The organism is Spongiivirga citrea (assembly GCF_010671565.1).
Taxonomy (GTDB): Bacteria; Bacteroidota; Bacteroidia; order Flavobacteriales; family Flavobacteriaceae; genus Spongiivirga; species Spongiivirga citrea.
Map to the genome: position 1 here is coordinate 1 of NZ_JAABOQ010000016.1, position 1,266 is coordinate 1,266.

A 1,266-nucleotide genomic window follows, 5' to 3' on the forward strand; every position below is an offset into this window, starting at 1 on the left:
CCGATACAGTACAAATTATTATTGATGCACCTGCCAATCAGCAACCAATTGCAGAAGCTGGACCAAATCAGAATCTTGTTGCTGGAACTACTTCTTTTTCATTGGATGGAACAGGAAGTTCTGATCCAGATGGTTCTATTACTGCCTATGCATGGACACAAGTAAGTGGACCTAATGTGTCAATAGTAAATCCTACAAGTGCTTCCACAAACATAACTGGGGCCATCTCTGGAACTTATATTTTTCAGCTAGAGATAACGGATAACGGAACGCCTGGGTTAGCCGATACCGATACTGTAGAGATCACCATTGACCTACCTACTTTTAGTTTTTCTTTGAGTACTACTTTGTCTGGAACTAATAATCAAGGTTTTGTAGTCAGTTTAAATGGAGGTGCATCATTTGATAATTACACAATGTCTTTTCAAAGTAATCTAAATGGAACTATTACGTATCCTTTAGGGTCATTAAATACATTTAGTGAAGGACAAATGATATCAATCCCTAGTTCCGATTTTTCTGACGGAAATTGGAATTTCCTGTATACCGCAAATGAATTTGGGACCCATAATATTATAATAACTCTTAGCTCAACACAGGCTTCTAATATGCCATCGCAATCCCAAAGCGTTATTTTTGCTATGAATAATCCTCCTGACGCCCAAAATGACTCTGTAGGAGCAACATCTACAAATTCAACGCTACTCAATGTCCTGTCAAATGACTCGGATCCGGACGGAGATACTTTAACAATTACTAGCGTTACTCAACCACCAAGTGGTCAAGGTTCTGTGTCTATAGTAGGAGGTGATTTAATAAGTTACACCGGTAGTGGATATGTTGGACAAACAACTTTTACTTACACTATTAGTGACGGAAATGGCGGTACAGATACCGCAACAGTGACTGTAGGCGTTATATTTGACTGCGATCCTCCACCTGGCGGATGTCCACCTGGACAGACATTTTGTTTTGACACCTGTAGTTGTGAAGATACTACAGACCCAGGGGGGAATCCAATAATTTGTTTAGAATAAATTATGAAACATCACCTCTTACAAAACAAACTAACCCGCTTTGTCTTTTTGTTATTGGCTATTGCCTGTACCAAGGAAGTGACTGATGATCTACTGATCACCTTCAAGGTCACCGCTCCGACAGAGACACTGAATTGTTTTGTGAACATCGCGCGCCCTTTTGATGTCACTATTCGTGGGGTGAATGCCAATACTGCTGGGAATTATCAGTTTAAATATGCCATTGAAT

The 1,266-nt window shown here is 39.9% G+C and carries 2 protein-coding genes; both read left to right on the top strand.

Features of this window, described 5'->3' with window-relative positions:
- Positions 1 to 1,037 (top strand): PKD domain-containing protein (locus tag GWK10_RS18240; RefSeq protein WP_164033841.1); only part of this gene is annotated, 1,037 nt, incomplete at its 5' end.
- 3 nt (positions 1,038 to 1,040) lie between these two features.
- Positions 1,041 to 1,266, top strand: a 226-nt coding sequence (locus GWK10_RS18245; protein WP_164033842.1) for a hypothetical protein, incomplete at its 3' end; no start/stop codon positions are given.